At 67.2% G+C, this 24,166-nt stretch carries 22 protein-coding genes; 15 read left to right on the top strand and 7 right to left on the bottom strand.

The features are described from left to right. Positions 1-3 precede the first annotated feature (3 nt). Both ACFQZZ_RS28315 and ACFQZZ_RS28310 read right to left on the bottom strand, forming a co-directional pair. Positions 4-975, bottom strand: a complete 972-nt coding sequence (locus tag ACFQZZ_RS28315; RefSeq protein WP_378686809.1) for a glutamate ABC transporter substrate-binding protein — start codon at positions 973-975, stop codon at positions 4-6. Further along, complete coding sequence (locus ACFQZZ_RS28310; RefSeq protein WP_378686807.1) at positions 972-2,345, bottom strand: hypothetical protein; 1,374 nt, start codon at positions 2,343-2,345, stop codon at positions 972-974. Before ACFQZZ_RS28310 ends, ACFQZZ_RS28315 begins: the two co-directional genes overlap by 4 nt. A gap of 117 nt (positions 2,346-2,462) precedes the next feature. Between ACFQZZ_RS28310 and ACFQZZ_RS28305 the strand changes: the two genes are divergently transcribed. Continuing rightward, on the top strand, positions 2,463-3,176 hold the full coding sequence (locus ACFQZZ_RS28305) for an NUDIX domain-containing protein (RefSeq protein WP_378686805.1): 714 nt from the start codon (positions 2,463-2,465) through the stop codon (positions 3,174-3,176). A 3-nt stretch (positions 3,177-3,179) separates the two neighbouring features. Here the strand turns inward: ACFQZZ_RS28305 and thiE are convergent, their stop codons facing one another. Further along, entirely contained in the window at positions 3,180-3,878 is a 699-nt protein-coding gene (gene thiE / locus ACFQZZ_RS28300) for a thiamine phosphate synthase (protein ID WP_378686803.1), read from the bottom strand. Between the two features lie 56 nt (positions 3,879-3,934). On the opposite strand from thiE, the gene thiO reads away from it, so the two are divergent. From thiO to ACFQZZ_RS28270, 6 genes are all read left to right on the top strand, one after another. Beyond that, complete coding sequence (gene thiO / locus ACFQZZ_RS28295; RefSeq protein WP_378686801.1) at positions 3,935-5,032, top strand: glycine oxidase ThiO; 1,098 nt, start codon at positions 3,935-3,937, stop codon at positions 5,030-5,032. Then, entirely contained in the window at positions 5,029-5,247 is a 219-nt protein-coding gene (thiS, locus tag ACFQZZ_RS28290; protein WP_378686799.1) for a sulfur carrier protein ThiS, read from the top strand. Before thiO ends, thiS begins: the two co-directional genes overlap by 4 nt. 4 nt (positions 5,248-5,251) lie before the next feature. Beyond that, the gene (locus ACFQZZ_RS28285) at positions 5,252-6,022 is read left to right on the top strand and encodes a thiazole synthase (RefSeq protein ID WP_378687145.1); all 771 of its coding nucleotides are present in this window, start codon (positions 5,252-5,254) and stop codon (positions 6,020-6,022) included. A gap of 104 nt (positions 6,023-6,126) precedes the next feature. Further along, entirely contained in the window at positions 6,127-7,071 is a 945-nt protein-coding gene (locus ACFQZZ_RS28280; RefSeq protein ID WP_378686797.1) for an ABC transporter ATP-binding protein, read from the top strand. Further along, positions 7,071-7,832 (top strand): ABC transporter permease, encoded by a 762-nt coding sequence (locus tag ACFQZZ_RS28275; RefSeq protein ID WP_378686795.1) that lies wholly within the window; start codon positions 7,071-7,073, stop codon positions 7,830-7,832. The genes ACFQZZ_RS28280 and ACFQZZ_RS28275 overlap by 1 nt, the downstream gene beginning before the upstream one ends. A 535-nt stretch (positions 7,833-8,367) precedes the next feature. After that, the gene (locus ACFQZZ_RS28270; protein WP_378687143.1) at positions 8,368-9,132 is read left to right on the top strand and encodes an adenylate/guanylate cyclase domain-containing protein; all 765 of its coding nucleotides are present in this window, start codon (positions 8,368-8,370) and stop codon (positions 9,130-9,132) included. A 19-nt stretch (positions 9,133-9,151) separates the two neighbouring features. Here the strand turns inward: ACFQZZ_RS28270 and ACFQZZ_RS28265 are convergent, their stop codons facing one another. Further along, positions 9,152-9,295 carry a hypothetical protein gene (locus ACFQZZ_RS28265; protein ID WP_378686793.1) on the bottom strand — a complete coding sequence of 48 codons (144 nt, stop codon included), beginning with the start codon at positions 9,293-9,295 and terminating at the stop codon, positions 9,152-9,154. 362 nt (positions 9,296-9,657) lie between these two features. Here ACFQZZ_RS28265 and ACFQZZ_RS28260 point away from each other — a divergent pair, with 362 nt between their 5' ends. The 8 genes from ACFQZZ_RS28260 (at position 9,658) to ACFQZZ_RS28225 (ending at position 19,861) form a co-directional block, all read left to right on the top strand. Then, entirely contained in the window at positions 9,658-11,373 is a 1,716-nt protein-coding gene (locus ACFQZZ_RS28260) for an acyclic terpene utilization AtuA family protein (protein WP_378686791.1), read from the top strand. Between the two features lie 103 nt (positions 11,374-11,476). Beyond that, the gene (locus tag ACFQZZ_RS28255; RefSeq protein ID WP_378687141.1) at positions 11,477-12,625 is read left to right on the top strand and encodes an acyl-CoA dehydrogenase family protein; all 1,149 of its coding nucleotides are present in this window, start codon (positions 11,477-11,479) and stop codon (positions 12,623-12,625) included. Further along, positions 12,622-14,220, top strand: coding sequence for an acyl-CoA carboxylase subunit beta (locus tag ACFQZZ_RS28250; RefSeq protein ID WP_378686789.1), 1,599 nt, complete (start codon positions 12,622-12,624; stop codon positions 14,218-14,220). Before ACFQZZ_RS28255 ends, ACFQZZ_RS28250 begins: the two co-directional genes overlap by 4 nt. A gap of 8 nt (positions 14,221-14,228) precedes the next feature. Next, complete coding sequence (locus tag ACFQZZ_RS28245) at positions 14,229-16,283, top strand: acetyl/propionyl/methylcrotonyl-CoA carboxylase subunit alpha (RefSeq protein ID WP_378686787.1); 2,055 nt, start codon at positions 14,229-14,231, stop codon at positions 16,281-16,283. Next, positions 16,280-17,440 carry an acyl-CoA dehydrogenase family protein gene (locus ACFQZZ_RS28240; RefSeq protein WP_378686785.1) on the top strand — a complete coding sequence of 387 codons (1,161 nt, stop codon included), beginning with the start codon at positions 16,280-16,282 and terminating at the stop codon, positions 17,438-17,440. The genes ACFQZZ_RS28245 and ACFQZZ_RS28240 overlap by 4 nt, the downstream gene beginning before the upstream one ends. Before the next feature lie 18 nt (positions 17,441-17,458). Continuing rightward, positions 17,459-18,241: an enoyl-CoA hydratase family protein gene (locus ACFQZZ_RS28235; protein WP_378686784.1), complete on the top strand. Its 783-nt coding sequence runs from the start codon at positions 17,459-17,461 to the stop codon at positions 18,239-18,241. A 4-nt stretch (positions 18,242-18,245) separates the two neighbouring features. Continuing rightward, a complete protein-coding gene (locus tag ACFQZZ_RS28230) occupies positions 18,246-18,860 on the top strand; it encodes a TetR/AcrR family transcriptional regulator (RefSeq protein ID WP_378686782.1) in 615 nt (204 codons plus the stop codon). Between the two features lie 218 nt (positions 18,861-19,078). Continuing rightward, positions 19,079-19,861 (top strand): SDR family oxidoreductase, encoded by a 783-nt coding sequence (locus ACFQZZ_RS28225; protein WP_378686780.1) that lies wholly within the window; start codon positions 19,079-19,081, stop codon positions 19,859-19,861. Between the two features lie 155 nt (positions 19,862-20,016). Here ACFQZZ_RS28225 and ACFQZZ_RS28220 read toward each other — a convergent pair whose 3' ends face one another. The 3 genes from ACFQZZ_RS28220 to ACFQZZ_RS28210 all read right to left on the bottom strand — a co-directional run bounded on the left by ACFQZZ_RS28220 (position 20,017) and on the right by ACFQZZ_RS28210 (position 24,115). After that, a complete protein-coding gene (locus tag ACFQZZ_RS28220; protein WP_378686778.1) occupies positions 20,017-20,382 on the bottom strand; it encodes a hypothetical protein in 366 nt (121 codons plus the stop codon). A gap of 323 nt (positions 20,383-20,705) precedes the next feature. Next, complete coding sequence (locus ACFQZZ_RS28215; RefSeq protein ID WP_378686776.1) at positions 20,706-22,850, bottom strand: glycosyltransferase family 39 protein; 2,145 nt, start codon at positions 22,848-22,850, stop codon at positions 20,706-20,708. Then, entirely contained in the window at positions 22,847-24,115 is a 1,269-nt protein-coding gene (locus tag ACFQZZ_RS28210) for a glycosyltransferase (protein WP_378686774.1), read from the bottom strand. Before ACFQZZ_RS28210 ends, ACFQZZ_RS28215 begins: the two co-directional genes overlap by 4 nt. Between the last annotated feature and the right edge of the window lie 51 nt (positions 24,116-24,166).

Below are 24,166 nucleotides of genomic sequence, written 5' to 3'. Positions count from 1 at the left end.
CGGTCAGTCCAGATAGGTTGGCTCGGGTGGCGCGGGCGCGGGGCCCAGCACCGAAAGCCACTGCCGATAGATTCTGGTCCAGGTGCCGTCGGCCCGGATCCGCTCCAGCGTCCCGTTGACGGAACGCACCAGATCGTTGTTGCCCTTGGGGATGCCGAGGCCGTACGGCTCGACGCTGATGCTGCCGCCGACCAGATGAGTGTAGGGATCCTGCGCGGCCAGCCCGGCCAGGATGGCGTCGTCGGTGCTCACCGCGTCGACCTGGCGCTGCTGCAGAACCACCAGGCAATCCGCCCAGGTCGGCACCGAGAGGATGGTGGCGCCGGGCTGTTCTTGGCGGATCCGGTCCAGCGAGGTGGTGCCGCGCACCACGCACACTCGCCTGCCCGCGAGGTCGCTGAGGCCGTTGATGCCCGAGTTCTTCACCGCGAGCACTCGCTGGTTGGCGCGCAGGTACACGGTGGAGAACGAAACCTTCTGCCACCGTTCACAAGTGATCGTCATGGTCTTGGCGACCAGGTCGACGGTGTGATCCTGCAGGGCCTGCTCCCGGTCGGCGGAACCGAGACTGCGGTATTCGATCAGATCCGGGCTGCCGAGCAGATCGCGCGCGACCTCCTTGGCGATATCGGCGTCGAAGCCGACGACGGCACCACTGACCGGATCGCGGAAGCTGAACAGGTTGCTGCCCGTGTCCAGTCCGACCACCAGCCTGCCGCGGGCGCGGATGGCGTCGATGGTCGGCCCGCTGGCCCCCGAGGTCGGCCGCAGGCTGGCGGTCGGATCACCGCACTGTGATGTGGCCTGCGGTGTGATCGGCGTATTCGGTAGCACGGGAATGGCTTTGGCGGGCAGCGGCGGTTCGTTGTAGCGGACCGTCTTGGCCGGTGCGGACGAGATCGAGTCGCTGGCACAGCCGCCGATAAAGGCGACGGCGACGAGGGCGGCGGCCAGGATGCCGCGGGTCGTGGTCATCGGTACTCCCGCAGTCGAGGCCAGAGGCCGAGGCCGACCCAGCCCGCGGCAAGAATGCCGAGCACCATGGCGCCGGTAGCCAGGAAGTCGAGTACTCGGGCACCCTGGGAGATCTTGCCGCGCAAGGTGTCCCTGGTATCGGCAAGTGCCTGGCCGAGCGACGCGTCCAGTGCCTCCACTTGCGCGGCGGCATCCGCGGTGCCGGGGCCGGTGGCGACGGCCGCGGCGCCGTTGAAGTCGCCGTGGGCAAGGGTTTCGTTCATCCGTTGATGCGCGGCGCGCCAACGCGCGAGTGCGGTACGGGCAGTCGCGACGTCCCCGGCCGCGGGCGCGCGCGTCGGGTAGCCGTCGAGCAGTTCGGTGAGCCGGGCGATGCTGTAATCGTAGGTGCGGTCGTAGTCGCCGGTCGCGTCGCGCCGTACCAGCTTCAGTGTTTCGGCGGAACGCGCCTGCTGGGTCAGGATTCGACTCTCGGTCAACCGGGAGGCGGGCACCGCGGCGCCGTCGCGGCCGCTGATCATCGATCCGGCCGAGATCGACCCGGCAACCACGGTCCACACCAACAGGATCAGCATCGCGCCCGAGGCGAGCAGCAGTCCCGGATTGATCACGCGATGCCAGCGCTTGGCCAGCTCGACCTGTGCCCAGATCAAGAATCCCAATGCGAGTATCAGCAGCACGATGGCGGGCCATGGCGGCCGCACATGATGGCGTTGGGCCGCGTCGACGGCGCCCGACCGGTGGTCCTGCAGTTCCTGAGCCATCGGCAGCAGTATCGTCTGCATCTGATTCGATGCCTCGCTCAAATACGCCGCGCCGACCGGGTATCCGCTGCGATTGTTCGCGCGGGCCGTCTCGATCAAACCCGAATACACGGGCAGGCCGGTGCCGATGCCGGTCCGTAGTCGGGCGTCGGGGTCTGCAGCTTCTACGGGGGCGTGTCCCGACAGGGTCACCAGCTCCTCGGACGCCTCGCCGAGTGCCTGGCTGTATCGGTCGCGCACGGCTGCCGGTTCCAGGCCGCCCGAGATGAACGCGGTACTCGCCGCGGCGTCCGCGATGGACAGCGTGGTGTAGAGGCGCTGGGCGGATTGCGCGTCCGGTTCTGTGTCGTTCAGCAGGATGTCGAGCGCCTGCTGCCGATCGCTCACCGTCGCCGCCGTCACGATGCCTGCCGCCAGGCATAGGCCGATGAGGACCAGGGCGATCGCGATCAGCCGCCCCGGTGAGGACTGCGCGAACGATCGCAGATTGGCCGGGTCGAGATGCTCTCGCACCGCCGAGCTGCGCGCCGCACCGAGATGCTTGCGCGCGGGCTCGGTAACGACCGACGGCGGCTGCGCAGCCGTCGCCTGCTCGGTGCGAGCCATCTCCACCTCCCCGGTTTTGTGGCGCACGTACGCGCCGTGTCGGAGTTTATTGTGGTCTTACCGGTGCCGTGGCGTGTGAAACACCCCTGCCACGGCTGGATGAGGATGGGTTTGCAGATGCGTGGTGACGGTGACGGTTGGTCGCGCGACCCGGACGGCTTGCGACACTGGGGCCGCTTCGGCGCCGCTGGGCTGCTGCTTCGCGCTCCGCTCGCTGGCGGTGGTTCTGCCGTGTTGTTGCAGCATCGCGCGCTGTGGAGTCATCAGGGCGGCACCTGGGCGCTGCCCGGCGGCGCCCGCGACAGCCACGAAACTTCTGTGCACGCGGCGGTGCGCGAGGCATGGGAGGAGGCGGGGATCAATCCGGCCGATGTCCGGGTGCGCGGGGAGCGCGTCACCGCGTCCTCGTCGAGCGGCTGGACTTACACAACCGTGGTCGCCGATGCCGTCATGACCCTGCCGACCAGTCGCAACCGCGAGAGCACCGCGTTGGCCTGGGTGCCGGAGGACGAGGTCGAGGCCCGGCCGCTGCACCCCGGCTTCGCCGCTTCCTGGCCGTCGCTGCGTGCGGCCCCGGCCCGCGTCTTCCTCACCGATGTCCCGGATGCTCCCGCCATCACGGCCGCGTTGCCCCGCACGGTCGACCTGGCCGACGAAGGTTTTGTCTGGCTGCACTCCGACCCCGAAGGCCCCGGCGGCTACGCCCGCATCATCGATCCGATGGTGGTGGACGCGGTTGCCACGGACATACCGCCGGATCAGGACTCGGCCCCGGTCGCCGTTGCGGTCGATCCGATCCTCTCGCTCACCCGTGTTCAGGTGCTGTCCTGACCGCTAGGCATTTTCGAGTAGCACGGCCTTGAGCTCCCGCGCTGCGGCCTCCGGATCGCGGGCTTCGGTGATGGCCCGCACCACGACAATGCGATCGGCCCCCGCCTCGAGCAGTTCCGGCAATCGCGGGCCGTCGACACCGCCGATCGCGAACCAGGGCCGGGTGGGGTGGGCGTCGGCGGTGGAGCGCACCAGATCCAGCCCGGCGGCCTGACGGCCCGGTTTGGTCGGCGTCGTCCACACCGGGCCGGTGCAGAAGTAATCGATGTGCTCGTCGACAGCGGCGAGTCCGGCCTGTGCGCGATTGTGGGTAGAGCGGCCGATCACCACGTCGGGTCCGAGGATGCGCCGGGCGTACCAGGGCGGCAGGTCACCCTGGCCGAGGTGCAGCACATCGGCGCCTGCCGCCAGCGCGATATCGGCGCGGTCGTTCACCGCGATCAGCGCACCGTGCCTGCGGGCTGCCGCCTTGAGTTCGGCAAGCGCGCCGAGCTCAGCCTTGGCCTCCAGCGGGCCGAACTTCGCCTCACCGGGCGAGCCCTTGTCCCTGAGCTGAATGATGTCGACGCCGCCCGCGAGCGCCGCTTCGGCGAACTTGGCCAGATCGCCCTTATCCCGACGAGCGTCGGTGCAGAGATAGAGCCGTGCGGTTGCCAGACGCTCCCTGGGCGGTAGGAGCCGGTACGGGTGGGAGGGTTGCACGCCCTCGACCGTAGCCGCGCTAACGTGGGGATGCGAATAGAAGGCAGGTGAAACGGATGCGGACTTTGGCTGTCGTCGGTGGCGGCGCCATCGGACTCGCGGTGGCCTGGCGGACCGCGCAGGCGGGCTGGACGGTCACCCTTTTCGACCCCGCCGTCGGGTCCGGCGCTTCCTGGGTTGCCGGTGGCATGCTCGCACCGCTGTCGGAAGGCTGGCCGGGGGAGGACCGCGTCCTCGAATTCGGTGCCGCCTCGCTGGCCCGCTGGCCGGATTTCGCCGAGCGTATTCAGGCCGCGACCGAGGTATCGGTATTCGTCGCCGACGAAACACTGACCGTTGCGCTGGACGGTGCCGATGCCGCTGACCTGCGCACCGTGGCCGACTGGGTCGGCAGTCGCGGCTACGAGCTGCGACTGTTGGATCGGGCAGGCGTGCGTGCGCTGGAGCCCGCGCTGGCCCGCACCGTGCGCGCCGGTCTGCTCGCACCCGCCGAGCCCGCCATCGACAACAGGCGTCTGCTGGATGCGCTGCGGCGGGCCTGCGTGGCCGCGGGAGTCGAGTTCCGCGGCGAATCGGTCACCGATCTCGATGCGCTGCCGCACGATCAGATCGTGCTCGCGGCGGGCGCCGCCTCCGCCGGGCTGTGGCCCCAGCTACCGGTTCGCCCCGTCAAGGGGGAGATCCTGCGCCTGCGGCATCGGCCGGGCGCGACGCCGCCGCCGACGCGGGTGATCCGGGCCCGCGTGCACGGCAGGCCGGTCTACCTGGTGCCGCGGGCGGACGGAATCGTGGTCGGCGCAACGCAATACGAGGCAGGCTTCGACACCGCGGTGACCGTGGCAGGTGTTCGCGACCTGATCGCGGATGCCGAGGCGGTGCTGCCCGGTATCGGCGAATACGAATTGGCCGAGGCCAGTGCGGGTTCGCGGCCGGGGACCCCGGACAATCTGCCGCTGATCGGCAGGCTCGCCGACCGGATCGTCGCGGCGACCGGCCACGGCCGCAACGGCATGCTCGCCGTACCGCTCACTGTCGACGCGGTGCTGAGCCTGCTCGGTGGAGCGGTGCTCGCCGAGGCGGAAGCCGCCGATCCGCAACGCTTTTCGGCGCCGGACGCGCCGTCCTTATCGTCGTCCGCAGGAGGAATTCGATGACCGCGACCTCATTCCCCATCGGTGTCACCGTGAACGGTCAGGACCACGAGTTCGCCGAAGCACTCACGGTGCGTGAACTGCTCGACCGTCTCGGGCTGCCGAACCAGGGCGTCGCGCTCGCGGTGGACGGTGCGGTGTTCCCGAAGTCCCGCTGGGGCGAGCCGGTCGGCCGCGGCTGGCAGATCGAGGTGCTCACGGCGGTCCAGGGTGGCTGACGCACTGGAGAGCGGGGGCGCGCTGGAGATCGCGGGCAAGCGGTTCGGCTCCCGGCTGATCATGGGTACCGGCGGCGCGGATAACCTCGCCGTACTCGAGGAGGCGCTGATTGCCTCTGGCACCGAACTCACCACGGTCGCGATGCGCCGAGTCGACGCGGTCGGCGGCACCGGTGTGCTCGATCTGCTGAAGCGCCTGGACATTACGGCCCTGCCCAACACTGCGGGCTGTCGTACCGCCGCCGAAGCGGTGCTCACCGCGCAGCTGGCGGCCGAGGCGCTCGACACCAACTGGGTGAAGCTGGAGGTGATCGCCGACGAGCGCACCCTGCTGCCCGACCCCATCGAATTGCTCACCGCCGCAGAACAATTGGTCGACGCCGGTTTCGTAGTGCTGCCCTACACCACCGATGACCCCATTCTGGCCCGCAGGCTGGAGGACGCCGGCTGCGCCGCGGTGATGCCGCTAGGCGCCCCGATCGGCACCGGCCTCGGCATCGGTAACCCGCACAATATCGAGATGATCGTCGCCGCCGCGGGCGTCCCCGTCATCCTCGATGCGGGCATCGGCACCGCGAGCGACGCCGCATTGGCGATGGAACTCGGCTGCTCGGCCGTCCTGCTGGCCACTGCGGTGACAAGGGCCAAGCGTCCCGCGCTGATGGCCGCCGCCATGGCCGACGCCGTCCGCGCGGGTCATCTCGCCCGCCAGGCCGGCCGCATCCCCAAGCGCTTCTGGGCGCAGGCGTCATCCCCTGCACTCGCTGATCAGTAGGGGACATCCGCAGGCCCCTCGGGGTCGAGGTCATCCTCGAGGATGATCCGACTCGACACTTTCTATTGACGCGCCCGGCTCGTTTTTACGGAATGCTGGTGGTCATGATCGAACTGAGGGGCCTGACCAAGCACTTCGGGCAGACCGTAGCGGTTCAGGATCTGTCTTTCACCGTTCGACCCGGACAGGTGACAGGCTTCCTTGGACCCAACGGCGCCGGTAAATCGACCACTATGCGGATGATCCTCGGGCTGGACAAGCCCACTGCGGGCACCGCACTGATCAACGGCAAGCCTTACCACGAGCTCGACCACCCGCTGCGAGCCGTCGGCGCGCTGCTGGACGCGAAATGGGTGCATCCCAATCGCTCGGCGCGTGCCCACCTGCAGTGGATGGCCGCATCCAACGACATCGCATCCTCGCGCGTCGACGAGGTGTTGCGACTGGTCGGCCTGTCCGAGGTGGCGGGCAAGACCGCGGGTGGTTTCTCGCTCGGCATGTCGCAGCGGCTCGGCCTGGCGGGCGCACTGCTCGGTGATCCACAGGTGCTGCTGTTCGACGAGCCGGTCAACGGCCTCGACCCCGAGGGCATCCTCTGGATCCGGCGGTTCATGCAGCGGCTGGCCACCGAGGGCCGCACCGTGCTGGTGTCGAGCCATCTGCTCTCGGAGATGGCGCAGACCGCCGAGCACCTGGTCGTGATCGGCAAGGGGCAGTTGATCTCCGATACGACCACTCAGGAATTCATCGAACGCGCCTCGGAAGCGTCGGTGCGGGTCCGCAGCCCGCAGCTCGAACAGCTGCGCAGCGTGCTCACTTCCAACGGCATGACCGTGCGTGAGGACGGTGAGGGCACCGACGGCCCAGCACTCGTCGTGGCGGGTGTGACCAGCGATGACGTCGGCAAGCTCGCGGGCGCGAACGACATCACGCTGTTCGAGCTCACGCCGCAGCGGGCCTCGCTGGAAGAGGCATTCATGCGGATGACCGGCGGCGCGGTGCAGTACCACGGCGAAGGCTTCGATCAGGTGATGGGAGGTGCGCTCTGATGGGCGTGCTGGCAGCAGAACGAATCAAGCTCACCTCGACCAGGTCGCCCTGGTGGTGCTCGGCCATCATCGTGGTGCTCGGCATCGGATTGTCGGCGCTGTTCGCGCTGGTCGTGCGTTCCGCGGGTGACAACCCCGCCGAAGGGACGCCGACGCTGGACATCGGCACCGCGACCGCGGGTGTGACCGGCTTCGGCATCATGGTCCTGATGATCATGTCCGCGCTGACGGTGACCAGCGAATACCGCTTCGGCGTGATCCGGACGACGTTCCAGGCGGTACCGAACCGGACGAAGGTCCTCGCGACCAAGACCGCTCTGGTCGGCGGCTTCGGTGCGGTGCTCACCACCATCATCGCGCTGATCGCCATTGCCGTCGCCAAGGTGGTCGGTGGTTCGAAGGCGGCCGCCGATATTGTCCTCGAGGATCATTGGCGCTCGGTGTACGGCATCCCGATCTACGCGTTCCTTGCCGTCGCACTCGCCATCGGAATCGGTGTGCTCGTTCGGCAGTCGGCCGCGGCGATCTCCCTGGTTGTGTTGTGGTCCTTGCTGATCGAGCCGCTGCTGAGCGCATTCGGCAGCTTCGGTCGCAATGTGGCGCCGTTCCTGCCCTTCCAGAACATCACTCGCTTCGTGAGCTCTTCGGAGTCCACCGCGAACTGGCACTGGGGCGTGTGGGGCAGCCTGGCCTACTTCACCGCCTTCGTGGTGATCGTCTTCGGTGCGGCGCTGGTGGCAGTCAACCAGCGCGACGCCTGATCCGAGAACTACCCGAGTAGCCCTACCTCGCCACTCGGGTGTGGGGCGCGTGACCTTGTCGGGAGGACTCGCGCGCCCTTCTCACCGCCTGCCACTGCCCGGTGGACGGTGTGACCGCCGGTCCGGTGTGTGAATCCCCTTCCACACCGGGCCGGCGGTCTCGTTTCAGGACAATTGGGACCGCTTGTGAACATCCCGGAAACTGTGAAATAGGACGCTTCCCTCTGGAATCCGTGCTAGGTAGCATCGGTCCCAGCAACCATCACGTTATCCATCGGCGGACCCAATGTAGTGCCCGCTCCGTCCGATCGAGAGGTTGCCGGTGACGACAATAAGTAACCCGCCGACGGTAGGTCGGCTGAGATACGCTCGGGGCGTGAGCGAAACACCTTCCGGCGGTGCTGAGCCCGGGTCGGGGCCGGAGGAGACCGGCGGCGTGCCGCCGGAGGTAGTCATCCCGCTGGTACCTGCCGACGAGGACGATTCTCCGCGTCGTCCGGCTCCAAAACTTCGCAGGGGGCAGCTTTCCGCACTGATGAACGCGGCCAATCAGCGACCGGATCTGATCGGCGCACTGCGCAAGGCGCGCGAGCAGCTTCCAGGTGATCCGGCTTTCGGTGACCCACTGTCGGTTTCGGGTCCTGGCGGCGCTCGCGCGGTCGCCCGCGCTGCGGACAAACTGGTCGGTGACACACCTAGCGCGGCCCGCGAGATCGGCTTCGGCGCGCTGCAGGTCTGGCAGGCCATGCTGGAGCGAGTCGGTCGCGGCAGAGGTAGCCAAGAGATAACTGTGATGTTCACCGATCTGGTGGCGTTCTCCGGTTGGTCGCTGTCGGCGGGCGATGAGGCGACCCTTGAACTATTGCGGGTGGTTGCGAAGGCCATCGAGCCGCCGATCGCCGATCGCGGCGGTCATGTCGTCAAGCGCATGGGCGACGGCGTGATGGCCGTATTCACCTCGGCCGATCGCGCGGTCCGCGCCGCGGAGCACGCCAAGCGCAACCTGGCCGGCGTCGAGGTCCGCGGCTATCGCCCGCAGATGCGCGTCGGGCTGCACACCGGTTCCCCGCGTGAGATCGGTGGCGACTGGCTCGGTGTCGACGTCACCATCGCGGCCCGGGTGATGGAGGCGGGTGGCAACGGCAACACGATGTTGTCCGAGGCGACGCTGGAGTCACTGCATCCCGAGACGCTGGAGGAACTGGGGTACACGGTGAAGCCGTATCGGCGCAGTTTCTTCGCCGCCCCGCTCAGTGGCGTCCCGGAGGATTTGCGGATCTTCCGGTTGTCGTCGAACTGACGGGTGGTCGCGTGGCCGCCTACGTCATCCAGGCGATTGCGCCTGCCGCAGCGAGTACCGCACACACGGCCAGCGCGATCGACAGTGGGCGGACGGTCTTCCAGGTGGAGTAGGCGCCGCCGAGGAGGAATCCGGCGAGGGCGAGCAGGAGGATGGAGGACACGCCGGGGAGCTTACTCCCAGCGTGTGGGGGCAAAGGGAAGCGTGTGCAATTAACAAGCACGCGTGCTTGCTTTTTTCTCGCTCGGATGTGATGCTGGTCTCCGGTACGCGGACTTCACTGGTGCGGCAACGCGGCTGCGCCGGGACGGTTCGCCGCACAGGAGGGCTTCCAGCCGATGAGTGGGCATTACCCGTCCCGGGTCCACCCGTCTCGAGCCGTCGATAGGACTGCTTCGACGAAAGAGGAGTCGCGTCCGGAGGTGATGGGGCTGTGAGTGGGCATTACCCGTCCCGGGTCCACCCGTCTCGAGCCGTCGATCGATCGGTTCGACGAAGGCGGAGTTGCGTCTCGAGGGGATCGGTATGAGTATGCTGGCCGCCGATCCGGAGGTGATCCGGATCGGCAACTGTTCCGGGTTCTACGGCGATCGGCTCAGTGCGATGCGCGAGATGCTCGAGGGCGGGCAGCTCGATGTGCTCACCGGCGACTATCTCGCCGAGCTGACCATGCTGATTCTTGGCCGGGATCGAATGAAGGATCCCAGCCTCGGCTACGCCAAGACTTTCGTGCGCCAGATCGAGGACTGTCTCGGGCTCGCGCTCGAGCGCAACGTCCAGATCGTCACGAACGCGGGCGGTCTCAATCCCGCCGGGCTGGCGCAGAAGCTGCGCAAGGTCGCCGCGGATCTGGGCCTGGACGCGAAGGTCGCCCATGTCGAGGGTGACGACTTGCTCGGCAGAGCAGGCGAACTCGGCCTCGGCGCACCGCTGACCGCCAATGCCTACCTCGGTGCCTGGGGCATTGTCGAATGCTTGAACGCGGGCGCGGACATCGTGGTCACCGGTCGCGTCACCGACGCCTCGGTGATCGTCGGCCCGGCCGCCGCCCACTTCGGTTGGGGCCGAGCCGATTACGACCAGCTGGCCGGTGCGGTGGTCGCGGGGCACGTCATCGAATGCAGCACCCAGGCCACCGGTGGCAACTTCGCCTTCTTCAAGGAGCTGGCCGATCTCGGCCGCCCCGGCTTCCCGATCGCCGAAGTGCGCAGCGACGGCAGCAGCGTCATCACCAAGCATCAGGGCACCGGCGGCGCGGTCACCGTGGACACCGTCGAAGCGCAGCTGATGTACGAAATCCAGGGCGCGCGCTACGCCGGACCGGATGTCACCGCGCGGCTGGACACCATCCGGCTCGGTCAGGACGGCCCCGACCGCGTGCGGATCAGCGGTGTGACCGGCGAGGCACCACCGCCGCAGCTCAAGGTTTCGCTGAATACACTCGGCGGTTTTCGCAACGAGATGGAGTTCATCCTCACCGGATTGGATATCGAGGCGAAAGCCGAACTGGCGCAACGTCAGCTGGAGTCCTGGCTGCCCGTGCGGCCCGCGGAGCTGACCTGGACGCTGGCTCGTCTCGATCGACCGGACGCCGAAACCGAGGAGCAGGCCAGCGCGCTATTGCGCTGTGTGGTTCGCGATCCCGACCCCAACAAGGTCGGCCGCGCATTCTCCAATGTGGCGGTCGAACTGGCCTTGGCCAGCTACCCGGGCACCAGCTTCACCAGCCTGCCCGGCAACGGCTCGCCATACGGTGTGTACACACCCGGATTCGTCGATGCCACCGAGGTTCCGCACGCGGCAGTGCTCCCGGAGGGCACCCGGGTCGACATCGCGCCCGCATCCGATACCGAGGAACTCGCCGAACTCGCCGAACCAGAACTTCCGGAACCGTTGGCCACCAGCGAGACTCGCCGGGTACCGCTCGGCACGATCGCGCTGGCGCGCAGTGGCGACAAGGGTGGCAACGCCAATATCGGCGTCTGGGTACGCACCGATGACCAGTGGCGCTGGCTCGCGCACACGCTCACCGTCGAACGGATCAAAGAGCTACTGCCCGAAGCCGCTTCACTGACCGTCACCCGGCATGTGCTGCCGAATCTGCGTGCCGTGAACTTCATCATCGAAGGCATGCTCGGGAAGGGCGTGGCCTACCAGGCCCGATTCGACCCGCAAGCCAAGGGGCTCGGCGAATGGCTGCGCTCGCGTCACATCGACATCCCATCGGAGCTGTTGCAATGAGTGAGCACTACCCGCCAAGCGCCCACCCGTATCGAGCCGTCGACACGACTGCCTCGACGCAAGGGGAGTCGCGTCCGGAGGTGATGGGGCTGTGAGTATTGCGGTGAGTCCCTGGAACACCCCCGAGCGCCGCGAATTGCGCGCCACCGTACGAGGTTTCGCCGTACGGGAGGTGCTCCCGTACCTGGACGACTGGGAGCGCGACGGCGAGATTCCGCGCGAACTGCACAAGAAGGCGGGTGCGCTCGGCCTGCTCGGCATCCAATTCCCGGAATCCGCCGGCGGTTCCGGCGGTGACGGCATCGACGCCATGATCGTCTGCGAGGAACTGCACCAGGCAGGTGGCTCCGGCGGCCTGTTCGCCTCGCTGTTCACCTGCGGTATCGCGGTGCCGCACATCATCGCCTCCGGCAACGAAGACCTGATCGAGCGCTTCGCGCGCCCGACCCTGGCCGGTGACAAGATCGGCTCACTCGCCATCACCGAGCCGGGCGGCGGCTCCGACGTCGGCCACCTCACCACCACCGCGCGCCGCGACGGCGACCACTACATCGTCAACGGCGCCAAGACTTACATCACCTCGGGCGTCCGCGCCGACTTCGTCGTCACCGCGGTGCGCACGGGCGGCCCTGGTGCCGGCGGTATTTCGCTGCTCGTCGTGGAGAAGGGCACGCCGGGTTTCACGGTGAGCCGCAAGCTCGAGAAGATGGGCTGGCTTGCCTCCGACACCGCCGAGCTGTCCTACGTGGATGTCCGTGTCCCGGCGCAGAACCTGGTCGGCGCGGAGAACTCCGGCTTCTATCAGATCGCTGGCGCATTCGTCAGTGAACGCGTTGGCCTTGCGGTGCAGGCATATTCGCAGGCCCAGCGCTGCCTGGACCTGACCCTGGAGTGGGTTCGCAACCGCGAGACCTTCGGCCGCCCGCTGATCAGCAGGCAGTCCGTGCAGAACACGGTGACCGAAATGGCTCGTCGCATCGATGTGGCCCGGGTCTACACCCGCGACGTAGCCCAGCGCAGCGCGAACGGCGAAACCGATCTGATCGCCGAGGTGTGCTTCGCCAAGAACACCGCCGTCGAGGCGGGCGAATGGGTGGCCAACCAGGCCGTGCAGCTGTTCGGCGGCCTCGGCTACATGCGCGAATCCGAGGTGGAACGGCAGTACCGCGATATCCGCATCATCGGCATCGGCGGCGGCACCACCGAAATCCTGACCGGCCTGGCGGCGAAACGATTGGGGTACCAGTCTTGACGACACTACGCACGACGCTCGATACCGGATCGCCGGAGTACACGGCGGCCGCCGAGGCCATGACCACCAAGCTCGCCGAGGTGGAGGCCGAGTTCGCCAAGGCGATCGCCGGTGGCGGCCCGGACAAGCTGGCCCGACATCGCAAGCGCGGCAAGCTGACCGCGCGCGAACGCATCGAGCTGCTCATCGATGAGGATTCCCCGTTTCTGGAGCTGTGCGCGCTCGCCGGATGGGGCAGCGAATTCCACGTCGGCGCGAGCACTATCGCCGGAATCGGCATCGTCGAGGGCGTCGAGTGCATGATCGTCGCGCCCGACCCGACGGTGCGCGGCGGCACATCCAATCCGTGGACGCTGCGAAAGACCTTGCGCATCAACGATATCGTGCGAGAGAACCGGCTGCCGGTGATCTCGTTGGTCGAATCCGGTGGCGCGGACCTGCCGACGCAGAAGGAAGTCTTCGTTCCCGGCGGTCGGATGTTCCGCGACCTCACGCAGGCCTCCGCGGCGGGCATCCCGACCATCGCGCTGGTTTTCGGCAACTCGACCGCCGGTGGCGCCTACATCCCCGGCATGTCCGACCACGTGGTGATGATCAAGGAACGCTCCAAGGTGTTCCTCGGCGGCCCGCCCCTGGTCAAGATGGCCACCGGTGAGGAGTCCGACGACGAATCGCTCGGCGGCGCCGACATGCACGCGCGGGTCTCGGGTCTCGCGGACTACTACGCGCTCGACGAGCAGGACGCGATCCGCATCGGACGCGCCATCGTCAAGCGGCTCAACTGGAAAAAGCAGGGGCCCGCGCCACGCACCGAGGTGATCGAGCCGCTGTACGACCCGGCCGATCTGCTCGGCATCGTCCCGCCGGATCTGAAGATTCCGTTCGATCCGCGCGAGGTGATCGCCCGCATTGTCGACGGCTCCGATTTCGACGAGTTCAAGCCGCTCTACGGCAGCAGCCTGGTCACCGGATGGGCCGAACTGCACGGGTATCCGGTCGGCATTCTGGCCAACGCGCGCGGCATCCTGTTCTCCGAGGAGTCGCAGAAGGCCACCCAGTTCATCCAGCTGGCCAACAAGTCGAACACCCCACTGTTGTTCCTGCACAACACGACCGGATACATGGTCGGCAAGGAGTACGAGCAGAAGGGCATCATCAAGCACGGCGCGATGATGATCAACGCCGTCTCCAACTCGAAGGTGCCGCACATCTCGGTGCTGATGGGCTCCTCCTACGGTGCCGGGCACTACGGCATGTGCGGGCGCGCCTATGACCCGCGCTTCGTCTTCGCCTGGCCCAGTGCGAAGTCCGCCGTCATGGGCGGTGCGCAGCTGGCCGGTGTCATCTCCATCGTCGGGCGCGCGGCCGCCGAGGCGAAGGGTCTGCCCTTCGACGAGAACGCCGATGCCGGAATGCGCGCCATGATCGAGGCCCAGATCGAGGCCGAGTCACTGGCCATGTTCATGTCCGGACGGCTGTACGACGACGGCGTGATCGACCCCCGCGATACCCGCACCGTATTGGGAATGTCCTTGTCGGCCATTCACAATTCCCCGATCAAGGGCGCCGATGGCTTCGGCGTCTTCCGAATGTGAGGGCAAACATGACAGCATCGCGAAGCGATTCGATGAGGGGTGGTGGCCGGGCGACGGGTGGGCTCACGAACGTCCTGGTCGCCAACCGCGGCGAAATCGCCCGCCGGGTATTCGCCACCTGCCGCCGCATGGGCCTGGGCACCGTCGCTGTCTATTCCGACGCGGATGCCGCCGCACCGCACGTCGGTGAAGCCGACGCCGCAGTTCGTCTTCCTGGCAATACCCCCGCGGAGACCTACCTGCGCAGCGAGCTGATCATCGAGGCCGCGCTGGCCACCGGTGCCGATGCCATCCACCCCGGTTACGGATTCCTCTCCGAGAATGCCGATTTCGCGCGTGCGGTGCTCGCCGCGGGTCTGGTATGGATCGGCCCGCCGGTCGAGGCCATCGAGCAGATGGGCTCGAAGGTCGCCGCCAAGAAGATGATGGACGCCGCCGGTGTGCCCGTGCTCGCCGAACTCGATCCGGCCGAGGTCACCGAGGCGCATCTGCCCGTGCTGATCAAGGCCTCCGCGGGTGGTGGTGGTCGCGGCATGCGTGTGGTGCGCAGCCTCGGCGACCTGGAACCCCAGATCGCCGCCGCACGGAGGGAAGCCGAATCCGCGTTCGGCGATCCGACCGTATTCTGCGAGCGCTATCTGGAGACCGGCCGCCACATCGAGGTCCAGATCATGGCGGACACCCACGGCGCCATCTGGGCGGTCGGCGAACGTGAATGCTCCATTCAGCGCCGCCATCAGAAGGTGATCGAGGAAGCGCCCTCGCCGCTGGTCGAGCGCACTGAGGGCATGCGCGAGCGCCTGTTCGAGGCGGCGCGGCTGGCCGCCGGTGCTATCGGCTACACCGGCGCGGGCACCGTGGAATTCCTCGCCGACGAGCAAGGCGAGTTCTTCTTCCTGGAGATGAACACCCGCTTGCAGGTGGAACATCCGGTGACCGAATGCACCACCGGACTCGATCTCGTTCGGCTGCAACTGGATGTCGCGGCCGGGGTCGCGCTGCCGTTGTCGGCACCCGCGATGCGAGGGTATTCCATCGAGGTCCGGTTGTATGCCGAAGATCCCGCACACGACTGGCAGCCACAGAGCGGCACCGTCCATCGGATCGACATCCCCTCGGTAATCACCGAATTCGATGTGCTCGACAAACCGGGAGTGCGACTGGACACCGGCGTCGTCGACGGCTCGGTGGTCGGCGTGCACTACGACCCGATGCTCGCCAAGGTCATCTCCTACGCCGAGACCCGCGCCGAAGCGGCTCGCCTGTTGGCGACCGCCTTGCGGCGCGCGAAGATTCACGGCCTGGTCACCAACCGGGACCTGCTGGTCCGAGTGCTGCGGCACCCGGCGTTCCTGGCGGGCGACACCGACACGGCGTTCTTCACCACCCACGGATTGGATACGCTGTCCGCGCCCTTGATGTCCGAAGCCGATGAGGCACTCTCGATCGTCGCGGCCGCACTCGCGGACGCGGCGGCGAATCGCAAGGCGGCCAGGGTCGGTGGCGGTCTGCCGGCAGGCTGGCGGAATCTGCCCTCCGAGGCGCAGCGCAAGTCGTACGAGAGCCGGACAACCGGCACCCACGACATCGCCTACCGTCCCACCCGCGCCGGCGTAACCGTCGATGGATATGACGGCCTTGCCCTGGTCGAATCGACGCCCGATCGGGTGGTGCTCGCGGTCCCCGGCGAACGCGGTGCGGTCCGAAGGTATTTCGATATCGCCCGCTACGACGATCTGGTCTGCGTGGACTCGCCACTGGGACCGGTCGCCGTGCGCAGGCTGCCGCGCTTCAGGGACCCGGCCGACCAGGTCGCCACCGGCTCGTTGCTCGCGCCCATGCCAGGCAGCGTGATTCGGCTCGGCGCCGAGGTCGGCAGCCGGGTCGAACAGGGCCAGCCCATCCTCTGGCTGGAGGCGATGAAGATGGAGCACACCATCGCCGCACCCGCCGACGGCGTGCTCAGCGCCCTCAACGTCACCGTCGGCCAGCAGGTCGAGGTCGGTGCCGTTCTCGCAGTCGTGGATCCAGTCGACGAAGACAACCAGGAGAAGGACTCATGAGTTTTATCGAAACCGAGGAGCAGAAGGCGCTACGGGCCGCGGTCGCCGCCCTCGCGTCGAAGTACAGCTACCGCGACTACGTGCTGCCGAAGGCGCGCAAGAACGAACCGCTCACCGAATTGTGGGACGAGGCAGGCAAACTCGGCTTCCTCGGCGTGAACCTGCCCGAGGAGTATGGCGGCGGTGGCGCGGGCATGTACGAGCTGTCGCTGGTGATGGAGGAGCTCTCCGCGCAGGGCGCCGGTCTGCTGCTGATGGTGGTCTCCCCGGCCATCTGCGGCACCATCATCAGCAAGTACGGCACCGAAGAGCAGAAGCGGGAATGGCTCGGCAAGCTCGCCGACGGCACCGGCAAGATGGTCTTCGGCATCACTGAGCCGGACGCCGGGTCGAACTCGCACCAGATCACCACCACCGCGCGCCGCGACGGCGACGACTGGATCCTCAACGGCCGGAAGATCTTCATCTCCGGTGTGGACCAGGCCGAGGCCGTGCTCATCGTGTCCCGCACCGAGGACCACAAGACCGGCAAGCTCAAGCCCGCACTGTTCATCGTGCCGACCGATGCCCCCGGGTTCGTCAAGACGCCCCAGGAAATGGATATCATCGAGCCGGACCACCAATTCACGCTGTTCCTCGACGACGTGCGGCTGCCGTCGGATGCCTTGGTCGGCAAGGAAGATGCCGCGCTGATGCAATTGTTCTCAGGTCTGAACCCCGAGCGCATCATGGGTGCGGCCATGGCCGTCGGTCTCGGCAGGTACGCCATCGATCGCGCCGTCGAATACGCCAAGGAGCGCACGGTGTGGAAGACGCCGATCGGTGCGCACCAAGGTATATCGCATCCGCTTGCCCAGGTGAAAATCGAGGTGGAGCTGGCCAAGCTGATGATGCAGAAGGCAGCGACGCTGTACGACGCAGGTGACGAGATGGGCGCGGCCGAGGCCGCGAATATGGCGAAATACGCTGCGGCGGAGGCGAGTATCAAGGCGCTCGATCAAGCCATCCAGACCCATGGTGGCGCGGGCCTGACCAAGGAGTACGGCCTCGCCGCTATGCTCGCCGCCTCGCGGATCGGCCGCATCGCGCCGGTCAGTCGTGAAATGGTCCTGAATTTCGTCGCCCAGTACTCCCTCGGCCTGCCCAAGTCGTACTGATATCGCAGAGGAGGCTCGATGACCGAGACATCCACAGCGCCGTACGTGCGCTACGAGGTCCGTGACGGGTTCGCGGTACTCACGCTCGATTCACCGCACAACCGCAACGCGCTGTCCTCCAAGCTGGTCGCCGAGCTGCTGAAGGGCCTCGACGACGCGGCGACCGATCCGGCGGTGCGGGGAATCGTGCTCGCCCACACCGGCAATACCTTCTGCGCGGGTGCCGACCTGACCGAGGCGAGCAACGCCGATCCGGCCGTGGCCGCCGACGAGCGCACCCGTGTGATGATCGGTGTGCTGCGCGGAATCGTCGAAGTTCCGAAGCCGGTGATCGCGCAGATCGACGGCAATGTGCGTGCCGGTGGTATGGGCATCGTCGCCGCCTGCGACATCGTGGTCGCCGGGCCCGGCAGTAGTTTCGCCCTCACCGAGGTGCGAATCGGTTTGGCGCCGTTCATGATTTCGCTGACGCTGCTGCCGAGGCTCAGCCCACGCGCGGCAAGCCGCTACTACCTCACCGGGGAGAAGTTCGGCGCCGACGTCGCCGAGCAGATCGGTTTGGTCACCATCACCGCCGAGGATCCGGCGGCCGAGGTGGCGCGGCTGACCGCGGAACTGCGCAAGGGGTCCCCGCAGGGCCTCGCCGAGGCCAAGCGGCTGGTGAATGCGGCCATCCTGGCCGAGTTCGATGTGTCGGCCGAGGAGCTCGCCAAACGTTCCGCGAGCTTCTTCGGAACCCCCGAGGTGCACGAGGGCATGACGGCCTTCCTGCAGCGCCGCCCACCGAGCTGGGCAGAATAAGCCCATGGCGACACCCCACGGACCCAAGCAGGACCGCAGCCGGGCAACCCGGCAACGGCTGCTCGAGGCGACCATCGACTGCCTTGCTGAAAAGGGCTGGGCGTCGGCGACGGTGTCGGTGGTCGCCGAACGGGCCGGGGTGTCGCGTGGTGCGGCGCAGCATCACTTCCCGACACGGGAAGATCTGATCACCGCGGCATTGGAGTACATGTTCGATACGCGGACCGATCAGGCGAGGGCAGAGGCCGACACGGTCGCCGCCGTCGCCGACGGTGTCGCGCGCACCGAGGCGGTGGTGGCCGGACTGGTCGAGTCCTACACCGGCCCGCTGTTCAAAGCGGCACTCCAGGTGTGGACCCATGCCGCCGCCGATCCGGCCTTGCGCGAGCGGATCGTCCCACTCGAAGCCAAGTTCGGCCGCGTCTCGCACCGGCGCGCGGTGGCCGCATTGGGTGTCGACGACTCCGATCCGGTGACCCACCACCTCGTCCAGGCCACCCTCGACCTGGCTCGCGGTCTCGGTCTCGCCGACGTCCTCACCGACGACTCCGCCCGGCGCAAGGAAATCGTTCAGCAATGGGCGGCCACCCTGCACGCCGCCCTGAATGCGCCCCGCTGACCCAAGCCGACTAGCCAGCGGGTCGAACTTCGCTTGTCGACCTGCGCAAAGCTGGCGTTACGCACAGTATTTCGGTGACTCCGCGGCGCAGGCAACCAGGCCGACGCTGATTACGGGCGGTGTCGTCTCGGTCGGTGTTCGGGGTGATGTCACACTCGCCTCGGCTGTGTCGTCCTCTCTGTGAACGCGGAACACCGCAGCCGAACACAGGAGGAATCATGTCGAACACCAAGAAGATCGCAGTGGCCGGAGCGACCGGACGGCTGGGCCGCCACGTGGTGGATGTGCTGAACGAGCAGGGCCACGAGGTTGTCGCGTTCTCCCGGAAGAATGGGGTTGATATCGAGACCGGCGCGGGGCTGGTCGAGGCGCTCGACGGGGTCGAGGTGGTCATCGACGCGTCCAGCACGCCGTCCCCCGACAAGGACATCGCGACAGAGTTCTTCCGTGCCGCTGCCAAGAACCTGCACGAGGCGGGGCAGAAGGCAGGCGTCGAGCGGTTGGTTGTGGTGTCCATCATCGGCATCGATGGTTCGGTCGCGGGCTACAACGCCGCGAAGCTCGCCCATGAGGCGGCGTTGCTGGAGGGGCCGCTGCCGGTGCAGATCCTGCGGGCCGCGCAGTTCCATGAGCTGGTCGAGGTCATGACCCAATGGGGAACCCAGGGTGACGTGGCGTACCTGCCGAACATGCGCACCCAGCTGGTTGCCGCTCGCACGGTCGCGGAGACGTTGGTCGAGCTGGCCGTCAATCCGGTTCCGGAGTCGACCGACGGACCGTTCCCCGAGGTCGCGGGCCCGCAGCCGGAGACGATGGCGGGCGCCGCCGCGACGCTGGCGGCCCGCGTCGGCCACCCGGCTCAGATCCAGGAGAGCAGCGACCAGGCCAACCCGGACCGCGAGCAGTTCGAAAACGGCGGCCTGCTGCCCGGTGCGCACGCCAAGCTGGCGGGACCCAGCTTCGCCGAATGGGTCGAGGCCAACTACGCCGCGGTCAACTGACGGCCGTAATACTTTCCACCCGAACACAATTCGCCCGGCGACGAGTCGCCGGGCGAATTGCGTTCCTGCTCATTTACATCACGCATCAAGCCTGCGGCACGACACTTTTCACAAGATTGTCCGGGAGCTGCACGTGACTCAGTCTCTACTGTGGGTTAGCAGAGTCCTTGTTGCTGGAGGTGTGCGGCATCGATCGCGTAAGACGTGGAACCGATGAATACGCCGAGGAGCCCGCCGATGATCGCTCCGGGGATGGCGCCGATGAAAAAGAGGGGCAGGCCCACGATTCCACCGAGGACGGCGCCTATCGCCGCGCCTACCGCCGTTCTGATCTCGATGGTGTCACCCAGCAACAAGCACTTTTCGATCTCGGTCGCACGCGGAGTCGGTTCGGATGCGGCGGCGATCGGATCGGGCGATTCCGCTGGTGCGGCTGATGCGGTGGACGCGAATCCGACGGCGAGTGCGATCGCGACCAGTGCGCCGACAACAGTTACGACGAGTCTCGTAATGGTTCTCACGATTTCCCTGATTGTTCGGTGTTGACACGTGACCTGATGGTGGCTGCGGCCCCGACTGGCGTCGTCACGCGCGGTCCAATCATCGCTGGAGTCCGCAGTCCGCGAGGGTTTTCGGATGAAAGCCTCAAAAATAGGAATGCGCCAATAGCGAGGGCACCCTGATCGCCCGTATCCGATGCACCACCGGACACACCTTCTTCGAACCGAGCACCCGCTACACGGGGTGTCCGGCTATGGCACGGGGTGTCCGGTGGTGAGCTCGCTAGGCGGCTGGCGCGCCCGCGCCGATTCGATGAGACGGAATCGACGCGGGTCGGGGCAGGTCAGTGCGCGACCGTCAGGTTGTACATCGTGACGCCGTCTACCTCGGTGGCGGTGAAGTTTTCCTGCACCCACTGCGTGATCTCGGCGCTGGTCGAGGTTCCGGAGGAACCGGGGCCGCGGCCGCCGCCGATGAAGTAGTGGATTTTCCCTTCGGCTACATACTGTTTGAACTGCTCGAGGGTGGGCGAGGGGTCGCTGCCGTTGAAGCCGCCGATCGGCATTACCGGCAACTCGGTGGCCAGCTGGAACCCGGCCGCACTGTTGGAGCCGACCGCGGCCGCCACCCAGGTGTAGTCGCCGCTGTTCTGTTGCAGCTTCGCGGATACCTGATCGCTCGGTTTGCTTGCCATGAGCATATTGCCGGGGCCACCATCCGCGCCGCTTGTCTGGGTGCCGGATGCGCCGGTCTGGGTGCCGGGCGTGGTGTTGTTGTTGGGCGATGGCACACCGGGTGCGCCTGTCTGGCCGCCACTTGGTGCAGCGCCGGTACCGCCTGGCGGCACACCCGGTGCAGCGTTCGTACCGCTGGCAGATCCGGGGCTGCCATCAGTCGGTCTTGCTCCGTCACCGGGAATCCGGCTGTTGGACTGTGGGTTTCGCCCATCCGCGCCACGGGGTCCGCCATCTGGGCCGTTCGGTCCGAACCCGCCCGGTCCATGCCCACCGCGCCCGACATTCGGCCCGGCGGACGGAATCGATCCCGTATGTGCCGTCCCGATCGTGTGCACGGAGTAGGCGACCGGCCCGGCCAGCCCGACCAGCGCGACAGCCAATGCCGTGACGATGGAAAGCTTCCGCGGCATGGGGAACGCCACGGCCACGGTCGCCATCACCCCGACAACCAGCACGGCCCATCGCAACCACGGCACGAAACTCGCACTGCGCGACAACAACATCCATGCGGTCGCCGTGGTGAGTCCGACGGCGAGCGCCAGCGTCAACCGAACCCACAGGCGGTTGCGACCCCGCCACAGCAGCACCGCTCCCGCACCGACCAGCGCGGCGACGGCCGGAGCCAAGGCCACCGTGTAGTACTGGTGGAAGATCCCCGCCATAAAGCTGAAGACCAGTCCGGTCACGAGCAGCCAGCCACCCCAGAGGATCAGCGCCGCGCGTTGGGTGTCGGTGCGAGCAGCTTTGCCGCGCAGCAGGATTCCGGCAACCAGCGCGACCAGCGCAGCCGGAATGAGCCAGGCGATCTGACCGCCCTGGGCGGGCTCGAACATGCGGGTGATGCCGGTGCTGCCCCACATCCCGTTGCCACCGGCCGGAAGTTCGCCGCCGGGCCCGACGCTGCCGGTCTCATCGCCGTTCAATCGGCCGAGTCCGTTGTAGCCGAGGGTCAGTTCGAGGATCGAATTATGCTGCGAGCCACCGATCCATGGCCGTGATGAGGCAGGCCAGAGTTCCACGATCAGCAGCCACCATCCGGCTCCGGCGATCATCGCCGCACCCGCCGCGAGCAACTGCGATATCCGCTTGCCGAGCTTCGGCGGACCGGCGCTCGAGTAGGTCAGTGCCAGCGCGGGCACCACGAGCAGCACCTGCAATTGCTTGGTGAGGAAACCGAACCCGATGAGCAGACCGGTCAGCACCAGCCAGCGGGTGCGGCCGTCCGCTACCGCCCGTGTCATCGCCCATGCCGCCGCGATCATCAGGAATACCAGCAGCGCGTCCGGGTTGTTGAACCGGAACATCAGCGCCGCGACCGGAGTCACCGCCAGCACCAGCCCGGCAAGCAGTCCGGCGGCCGGGCCGAACGGCCTGCGCACTGTGGCCCACAGCACTGCCACCGAGGCAACGCCGAGTAGTACCTGCGGAACCAGAATGCTCCAGCTGTTGAGCCCGAAGGCCCGTACCGACAACTCCATCAACCACAGCGAGGCAGGCGGCTTGTCGACGGTGATCGAGTTGGCCGCGTCCGACGAGCCGAAGAAGAATGCCTGCCACGACACCGAACCGGCCTGCACCGCAGCGGAATAAAAGGAATTGGCCCAGCCGCTCGCACTGAGATTGCACAGGTAGGCGACCGCGGTACCGATCAGCAGCAAGACCAATGCGAGGTATTGCCAGCGGGTATCGCGCTTGCGCGACGGTTCGGCAACCGCCGAGGTCGGCGGCGGATTGATCAGCGTGGTAGTCATCGGTGATCTCCTTCGCCGAGGTAGTCCTTGGTAGCCATCGCCGGTCGGTCGCCCGGGTTCCGGAAGACCCACCTGAGGCCGACGAATCGGGTCAGCGTGGCGATCAAGTTGGCCATCACCAGCACGAACAACTCGAGATGGACCGTCGCGCCGGGTGCCCAACGGTGCAGTGTGAACAGCGATCCGCTGGTCAGCGCCAAGCCGATCCCGAAGATCACCAAGCCTTGGAACTGGTGCGACACCGCGCCGCGCGACCCGCGCACCCCGAAGGTGAAGGCGCGATTGGCGGCAGTATTGCCCACCGCGGTGATCAACAGTGCCAGGAAATTGGCGGGCTGCGCGCCGAGGAACGATTGCAGGACAACGTAAAGCAGCAGGTAGGCCAGGGTGCTCAACACCCCGACAATGGCGAAGCGCACCAGCTGCCCGACCATGCCGAGCGGCACGCCCGCCACCAGCGGCTCCCGCCCGATCGCCTGACGCAACTCCTCCAGCGGCAGCGCACCGGTGGCCAGCGCACGGCCGAGCCGCCCGATGCCGCGCAAGTCCTTGCGCGCGGTGTCGACGATGTCGACGCGGCTGTCGGGGTCATCGATCCAGTCGACCGGCACCTCGTGAATGCGCAACCCGGCCCGCTCCGCCAGCACGAGCAGCTCGGTATCGAAGAACCACTCGCCGTCGCGCACCAGCGGCAGCAGCCTGCGCGCCACCTCGGTGCGCATTGCCTTGAATCCGCACTGTGCGTCCGAAAAATGTGCCTGTAGTGAGGCTTTCAGCAGCAGGTTGTAGCAGCGGGAGATGATCTCGCGCTTGGGTCCGCGCACCACCCGCGACGATGCGCTCAGGCGGGTGCCGATCGCCAGGTCGGAATGGCCGGAGATGAGCGGAGCAACCAGCGGGAGCAGCGCATTGAGGTCGGTGGACAGATCGACGTCCATGTAGGCGACCACTTGGGCGTCGGAATGCTCCCACACGGCCCGCAAGGCCCGGCCTCGCCCTTTGGCGTCCAGATGCACTACGCGCACATCGTCGAGTTCGTCCGTGAGCAGCCGCGCGACCTGCATGGTGTCGTCGGTGCTCGCATTGTCGGCAATGGTGATGCGCGCCGGGAACGGAAACCCGTCGCGCAGGTACTCGTGTAGCCGACGCACGCATACTCCGAGGTCGGTCTCCTCGTTGTAGACGGGGATCACCACATCCAGCACTGGTGTGATCACCGCTTCGGTCGGTTCCGCCAGGTGCACGGCGGTCGCGGTTTCGGTCATGTCGACTACCTTCGACACCCGCGCTGGCGTGCACCTGGGTCCCAGCTGTGA

The sequence above is a fragment of the Nocardia sp. GCM10030253 genome, from assembly GCF_042675075.1.
GTDB lineage: Bacteria > Actinomycetota > Actinomycetes > Mycobacteriales > Mycobacteriaceae > Nocardia.
Note: the sequence above shows the minus strand (reverse complement) of the source record. Positions and strands in the feature narration are given on the sequence as shown.